At 68.4% G+C, this 6,098-nt stretch carries 7 protein-coding genes and 1 tRNA gene; 5 read left to right on the top strand and 3 right to left on the bottom strand.

Translation table 11 applies throughout. The features are described 5' to 3' along the window. Positions 1-644: SDR family NAD(P)-dependent oxidoreductase (locus tag VGB60_RS11475; protein WP_331038384.1), on the bottom strand; the 644-nt coding region annotated here is incomplete at its 3' end. Then, on the bottom strand, positions 641-1,753 hold the full coding sequence (locus VGB60_RS11470) for an NAD-dependent epimerase/dehydratase family protein (RefSeq protein WP_331038383.1): 1,113 nt from the start codon (positions 1,751-1,753) through the stop codon (positions 641-643). The genes VGB60_RS11475 and VGB60_RS11470, both read right to left, overlap by 4 nt. Positions 1,754-2,088: 335 nt before the next feature. Between VGB60_RS11470 and VGB60_RS11465 the strand changes: the two genes are divergently transcribed. Genes VGB60_RS11465 through VGB60_RS11450 form a run of 4 tightly spaced genes read left to right on the top strand, consistent with a single transcriptional unit; the run spans position 2,089 to position 5,498 of the window. Then, on the top strand, positions 2,089-3,192 hold the full coding sequence (locus VGB60_RS11465; protein WP_331038382.1) for an inositol-3-phosphate synthase: 1,104 nt from the start codon (positions 2,089-2,091) through the stop codon (positions 3,190-3,192). Further along, the gene (locus tag VGB60_RS11460; RefSeq protein ID WP_331038381.1) at positions 3,189-3,785 is read left to right on the top strand and encodes a histidine phosphatase family protein; all 597 of its coding nucleotides are present in this window, start codon (positions 3,189-3,191) and stop codon (positions 3,783-3,785) included. The genes VGB60_RS11465 and VGB60_RS11460 overlap by 4 nt, the downstream gene beginning before the upstream one ends. After that, the gene (locus tag VGB60_RS11455) at positions 3,778-4,563 is read left to right on the top strand and encodes a TIGR04290 family methyltransferase (RefSeq protein ID WP_331038380.1); all 786 of its coding nucleotides are present in this window, start codon (positions 3,778-3,780) and stop codon (positions 4,561-4,563) included. The genes VGB60_RS11460 and VGB60_RS11455 overlap by 8 nt, the downstream gene beginning before the upstream one ends. Beyond that, positions 4,560-5,498, top strand: a complete 939-nt coding sequence (locus tag VGB60_RS11450) for a beta-xylosidase (RefSeq protein ID WP_331038379.1) — start codon at positions 4,560-4,562, stop codon at positions 5,496-5,498. Before VGB60_RS11455 ends, VGB60_RS11450 begins: the two co-directional genes overlap by 4 nt. A 73-nt stretch (positions 5,499-5,571) precedes the next feature. Here VGB60_RS11450 and VGB60_RS11445 read toward each other — a convergent pair. Then, positions 5,572-5,648: transfer RNA gene (locus tag VGB60_RS11445), tRNA-Arg, on the bottom strand. 132 nt (positions 5,649-5,780) lie between these two features. On the opposite strand from VGB60_RS11445, the gene VGB60_RS11440 reads away from it, so the two are divergent. Continuing rightward, positions 5,781-6,098, top strand: a 318-nt coding sequence (locus VGB60_RS11440; RefSeq protein WP_331038378.1) for a gamma-glutamyltransferase, incomplete at its 3' end; no start/stop codon positions are given.

Here is a 6,098-nt window from a genome sequence, read left to right as displayed (position 1 = left end):
ATCAGGAAGTGGGCGACCCAGCCCTGATCCTCGGTGCCCATCTGCCGCGGGCCGTAGACGCAGCTCATCCGCATCACGCAGGCGGGCACGTCGAAGCTGCGGGCGTAGTCGAGCACATACTGATCCGCCGCGCCCTTGGAGCAGCCGTAGGGCGTGTGGAAGTCGAGCGGGCGCGTCTCGTCCACCCCGCGGTTTCGCAACGCGGGGTCGGCCGGGGTCCAGGCGTCGTCGATCAGCTCCAGATCGACGTCCGCGAGGTCGCCGTAGACCTTGTTCGTGCTGGCGAAGATCACCGGGATCGCCCGCTCGCGCGCGGCTTCCAGCAGGTTGAGCGTGCCGGTCAGGTTGACGTCAAAGTCCCCGCGCGGGTCGACGAGGCTGGTCGTCACCGCGACCTGGGCCGCGAAATGGAAGACGGCGTCGACGCCGTTTACCGCCGTGGCCAGTCCCGTCGCGTCCCTTACATCCGTGGCCACGTGCCGGATGCGCGAGCGATGCCGCAGCAGCAGCCACTTCAGGTTCCGCTCCACCCCCGGCCGCGCGAGGGTGTCGGCCACCACCACCTCGTGCCCGGCGGATGCCAGACGGTCCGCCAGATTGCTGCCGATGAACCCGGCGCCGCCGGTGATCAGGATGCGGCTCATGCGACGAGCCCCCGCATCTCCAGTTCGCGCCGCGCCTCGACCACCCGGTCCTCGGCTTCCTGCCGCGCGACCCATTCGGCCAGCTCTTCCAGCCCGGCCGCGAAGTCCTGACGCGCCTCATAGCCGAGCACCTCCCGCGCCTTGGTGAGGTCCGGGATGTTGTGGCGGATGTCGCCGGCGCGGGCCTGCTGGGTGATCTCCGGCGCCAGGTCGCTGCGGCCCATGGAAGCCGCCTGCAGCCGCGCCACCGCCTCGACCGTCCGGTCCTCGCCGGAACCGATGTTGAAGACTTCGCCATTGGCCTCGGGCTTCTCCAGCGCCAGGAGGAAGGCCCGCGCGACGTCGGACACATGGACGAAGTCTCGTCGCTGCTGGCCGTCCTCGAACACCATCGGGGCCTGCCCGTTGGCGATGCGCGAGGCGAAGATCGCCAGCACGCCGGTGTAGGGGTTCGAGAGCGCCTGCCCCGGGCCGTAGATGTTCCATAGCCTGAGCGCGCAGCTGTCCATGCCGTACTGCGCGGTCAGGGTCAGCGTCAGCCGCTCCTGCACGAATTTGTTGATTGCATAGACGCTCTTCAGCGCCGGCTGCTTGGTCTCGGGCGTCGGGACCGGGATCAGCGGCCGGCCCTGCGGGTCCAGCGGGTCCCAGCTTCCGTCGGCGTTGCGCGGCCCGCGCACCACGTCCTGCATCAGCTCGCCGTCAACCGTGCGGTACAGGCCCTCGCCATAGATGCTCATCGACGAGGCGACGACGACGCGCTGCACCGGCTTGTCGATCAGCTGCTGGAACAGCACCGCCGTGCCGTAATCGTTGACCGAGGTGTAGCGATCGATCGCATACATGCTCTGGCCGACGCCCACCTCGGCCGCCAGGTGGATGACCTTGTCCACGCCCGACAGCGCCGCCAGCACCGCCGTCTCGTCGCGGATATCGCCGACCATCAGCTCGACGTCGGGATCCAGCTCGTCGGGGCGCGTGACCGTGGGGTGGACCTGCTCGATCAGGCTGTCCAGCGCCCGCACCCGGTGGCCCTGCTCCAGCAGCGCCCGGGCCACGTGACGGCCCACGAAACCGGCGCCGCCGGTGATCAGGATGGTGTCGGCCATGCCTCGTCTCCTCAGCCGCGCCGCGAGATTTCGAGCTTCGCGCCGGCGTCGCGGATGGGGCGTTTCGGGGTCGTCGGCATCAGGCTCTCCGGTCCAGGTTCCGGCCGAGCAACATCTTCTTCTACAGGTTAGTTCCAGCGCTCTACTATGTCGGATGGACGACATTAAAGACGTTGGCGCTTGCGCCGACGCGGACTAGTGATGGCGCGGCTGGCTTGGCAATAACGCGGGTCAGGCGTTGCTGTTCCTGAAGACCCTCCAGCGGAACCATAAGCTTTGTAGATGCTTGTCGAACCGTCCGGCTTGCATGACGCGGCCCGGCTTCGGAGGTGCTCATGGCTCGCAACAAGGTGCGCATCGGTCTGGTCGGCGTCGGGAACTGCGCCTCGTCCTTCGTGCAGGGCCTCAGCCACTATGCGTCGGCCACCCCCGAGGCGCCGCCGCCCGGGCTGATGAACGTCGAACTGGGCGGCTACCACATCGGCGACATGGAGATCGCCTCCGCCTTCGACGTGCACGCGGGCAAGGTCGGACGAGACGTCGCCGACGCCATCTTCGGCCACCCTAACAACACCATCCGCTTCGCGACGCCCGAGCCCACCGGCGTGCAGGTCCTGCGCGGCCCGACACTGGACGGCATCGGCCAGTACATGACCGGCGACATCGAGGTGTCGGAAGCCCCTGCGACCGACGTGGCGAAGGCTTTGCGCGACAGTGGAACGGACGTGCTGGTCTCCTACCTGCCGGTCGGCTCCCAGAAGGCCACGGAGTATTACGCCGAACAGGCGCTGAAGGCCGGCTGCGCCTTCGTGAATTGCATCCCCGTCTTCATCGCCTCCGATCCCGACTGGGCCAAACGGTTCCGCCAGCGGGGGCTTCCCATCGTCGGCGACGACATCAAGAGCCAGGTCGGGGCGACCATCGTGCACCGGGTGCTGGCCAACCTGATGCGCGAGCGCGGCGTCCGCATCGACCGGATGTACCAGCTCAACTTCGGCGGCAATTCAGACTTCAAGAACATGCTCGAACGCGAGCGCCTGACGTCGAAGAAGATCTCCAAGACGCAGGCGGTCACCAGCCAACTCGACGGCGACCTGCCGACGGACGACATCCACGTGGGCCCCAGCGACTTCGTGCCCTGGCTGACCGACCGGAAGTGGGCCCACATCCGGGTCGAGGGCACGACCTTCGGCGACGTGCCGCTGAATATCGAGCTGAAGCTGGAGGTCTGGGACAGCCCCAACAGCGCGGGCGTGGTCATCGACGCCGTGCGCTGCGCCAAGCTGGCGCTCGACCGCGGCGTGTCAGGGCCGCTGATCGGCCCATCGAGCTGGTTCATGAAGTCGCCGCCCGAACAGTTCACCGACGAAGAGGCGCGCCTGCGCACCCTCGACTTCATCGAGGGGCGGGATCAGGTCGCCCCCCGACTGGCCTCGTGACGACCGTCGTCTATCTGGTGCGGCACGGCGTCCACGATCAGCTGCAGGGCCGCCTGTGCGGCCGCACCCCGGGTGTGAAGCTGGGCCCCGCCGGTTTGGCGCAGGCCGAGGCCGCCGGCCGACGTCTGGCCGACGCGGACCTTGAGCTGGTGATGACCAGCCCCCTCGAGCGCACGCGGCAGACCGCCGAGGCCATCGCCCGCGCCTGCCGCGCCGATCTGCGGGTCGAGGAGGACCTGCTCGAGATCGACTTCGGCGACTGGAACGGCCGGGCGTTCGAGACCCTTGAGCCGGAGCCGCTCTGGACGGCTTGGAACACAAACCGTGACACGGCCCGCCCGCCGTCGGGCGAGGCGATGATCGAGGTTCAGGCGCGTCTCGCGCGCTGGCTCCGGCGCGTCGTGCGGTCAGGCGCGCGGGCGGTGGCGGGGGTCAGCCACGCCGATGTCATCAAGGCCGCGGTGGCCCTGTCGCTGGGCCTGTCGATGCGCGCGCACGACCGGTTCGAGATCAGCCCCGGCTCGATCACCACCCTGATCGCGGGAGACGGCTTCCTGAAACTCCATGCGCTGAACGAGGTCCCCAATGGCTGAGATGAGCCCGGACGACATCCGCGCCCGCGTCGAGGCGCTGGGCGACTGGTTCCACAACATGGACCTAGGGGGCGTGAGGACCGCGCCGAACCACTTCCTGTACGATTATCCCGCGAACAAATTCAGCCGTTTCGCCCACGCGATCCCCGCCGATCTGACCGGCAAGACGGTGCTCGATATCGGCTGCAACGCCGGCTTCTATTCGCTGGAGATGAAGCGCCGCGGGGCCGAGCGGGTGCTCGGGATCGACTTCGACGACCGCTACCTCGCCCAGGCCCGTCTGGCCGCCGAGGTGGAGGAGGCCGACATCGAGTTCCGCAAGCTGTCGGTCTACGACCTGGCGGCGCTGCACGAGCGGTTCGACCTCGTGATCTTCATGGGCGTCCTCTACCACCTGCGCCACCCGCTGCTGGCGCTGGACCTGATCCACGAACACGTCGCCGACGACCTGCTGCTGTTCCAGTCGATGCAGCGCGGTTCGGACGAGGTGTTCCCCGTCGCGGCGGACTACGACTTCAGCGAAGCCGATCACTTCGACGAGGCCGGCTATCCGAAGCTGCACTTCATCGAGCACCAGTACGCGCACGACTGGACCAACTGGTGGGCGCCGAACGCGGCCTGCAGCGCGGCCATGCTGCGCGGCGCCGGTTTCGAGATCGTCGAGCATCCGGAGAGCGAGGTCTTCCTGTGCCGGCGCGGGCCGCCGCCGGCGCTCGGCGCCGCCTACCCGGCGCGCCCATCCACCAACGGCCACGACAGGAGCGGAGACAAGGCGTGATCGAAGCGGTCAAGATCTGGAACGAGCCCAACAACAAGTCGCACTGGGACCCGCTGATCGATCCCGAATGGGACCGGTTCGCGGAGATGGCCCGCCTCGCCGGTTCGGCGATCCACGCACAGAACCCCGCTCTCACCCGCGTGCTGGGCGGCATGTCGCCGATCGATCCGTTCTTCCTCCGCACGCTCGAACGCAAGGGCGTGCTGGACCACGTCGACGCGGTGGCGGTGCACGGCTTCCCGCTGGACTGGAACCTCTGGCCCATCGACGCCTGGCCGGACAAGGTCGCGGAGATTCAGGCGGTCACCGACAAGCCGGTTTGGGTCACTGAGGTCGGCGTCTCCTCGTTCGGCTCGGAGGAGGTGCAGGCCTGGGGCGTGAAGAAGACCGCGGACCTGCTCATCGGCCGCGCGCCCCGCATCCACTGGTACAGCCTGTACGATCTGCCGATGGCATGGGAGGCCACCACCCGGCACAAGGAGGCCGAGGGCTCGTCCTACTATCGGCATTTCCACATGGGCCTGCTGCGCGAGGACGGTTCGCCCAAGCCGGCGGTCGAGGCCTATGCGCCCTACGCCGCGGACATGGGTCTGTGCCAGTGGTTCCACTTCCACGACCACCGGCTCGACGACGCGGCAGCGTGGTTCAGGCGGCTGGGCGTGCGCCACGTTCGCACCGGCCTGTCATGGGCCGACCGCTACCGCGAAGGCGCGCTGGACTGGTTCGACCGGCAGATGGAGGCGCTGGCCGAGTTCGAGACCACCGTCACCTTCTGCTTCACGCCCGAACATCGCGGCATCGAACCGCATCACACCAGCGCCCCGCAGGCGCCCGAGGAGTTCGCCGAGTTCTGCGCCGAAATGGTGGCTCGCTACGCCCCACAGCGCGCCGCGCCGGCCCAGGATCACCGCCTGTCGACCGAGCTGGTGGCGTGAGTTCTGGCTGCCCGGGCGACGCGGCGTCGGGTCGACGCCGAAGGGAAATTCGAGAATGCGTCTGGAAGAAAAATGGCGCGCCCGGAACGATTCGAACGTCCGACCCTCAGATTCGTAGTCTGATGCTCTATCCAGCTGAGCTACGGGCGCGCTTGGCCTTTCGGCGAAGGCGCGGAAACTAGTCGGAAGCGCTGCGGAGCGCAAGACGTTGGCGGCGGTTTCATTCGAGGCCGCGGACGCTATTGTCAAACCGTCCCTGTACCCCGTCGCCGGAGCCGCCGCATGACGCCCAAAGCCTTGCTCCTGCTCGCCGCCCTGGCGCTGACCGGATGCGCGAGCCGGAGCCCCGAGGCGGCGGCGCCGCAGGTCGACTACGGGCGGGGCATGGTGGCGGCGGCCAATCCGATGGCGGTCGAGGCAGGCCTGCGCGTCCTGCGCGAGGGCGGCAGCGCGGTCGACGCGGCCGTCGCGGTACAAGCAGTGCTCGGTCTGGTCGAGTCGCAGAGTTCGGGCCTCGCGGGCGGTGCCTTTATGGTGGTTCACGATCCGCGAAGGCGGGAAACCATCGCCTACGAGGGTCGCGAAACGGCGCCGATTGCG

The sequence above is a fragment of the Brevundimonas sp. genome, assembly GCF_036399195.1.
Lineage (GTDB): Bacteria > Pseudomonadota > Alphaproteobacteria > Caulobacterales > Caulobacteraceae > Brevundimonas.
This window is presented reverse-complemented; position numbering and strand designations above follow the sequence as displayed.

Excerpts from the sequence above, each read along its gene's own strand:
- VGB60_RS11465 (WP_331038382.1), top strand. The coding sequence starts at position 2,089 with ATGGCTCGCAACAAGGTGCGCATCGGTCTGGTCGGCGTCGGGAACTGC.
- VGB60_RS11455 (WP_331038380.1), top strand. The coding sequence starts at position 3,778 with ATGGCTGAGATGAGCCCGGACGACATCCGCGCCCGCGTCGAGGCGCTG.
- VGB60_RS11470 (WP_331038383.1), bottom strand. The coding sequence starts at position 1,753 with ATGGCCGACACCATCCTGATCACCGGCGGCGCCGGTTTCGTGGGCCGT.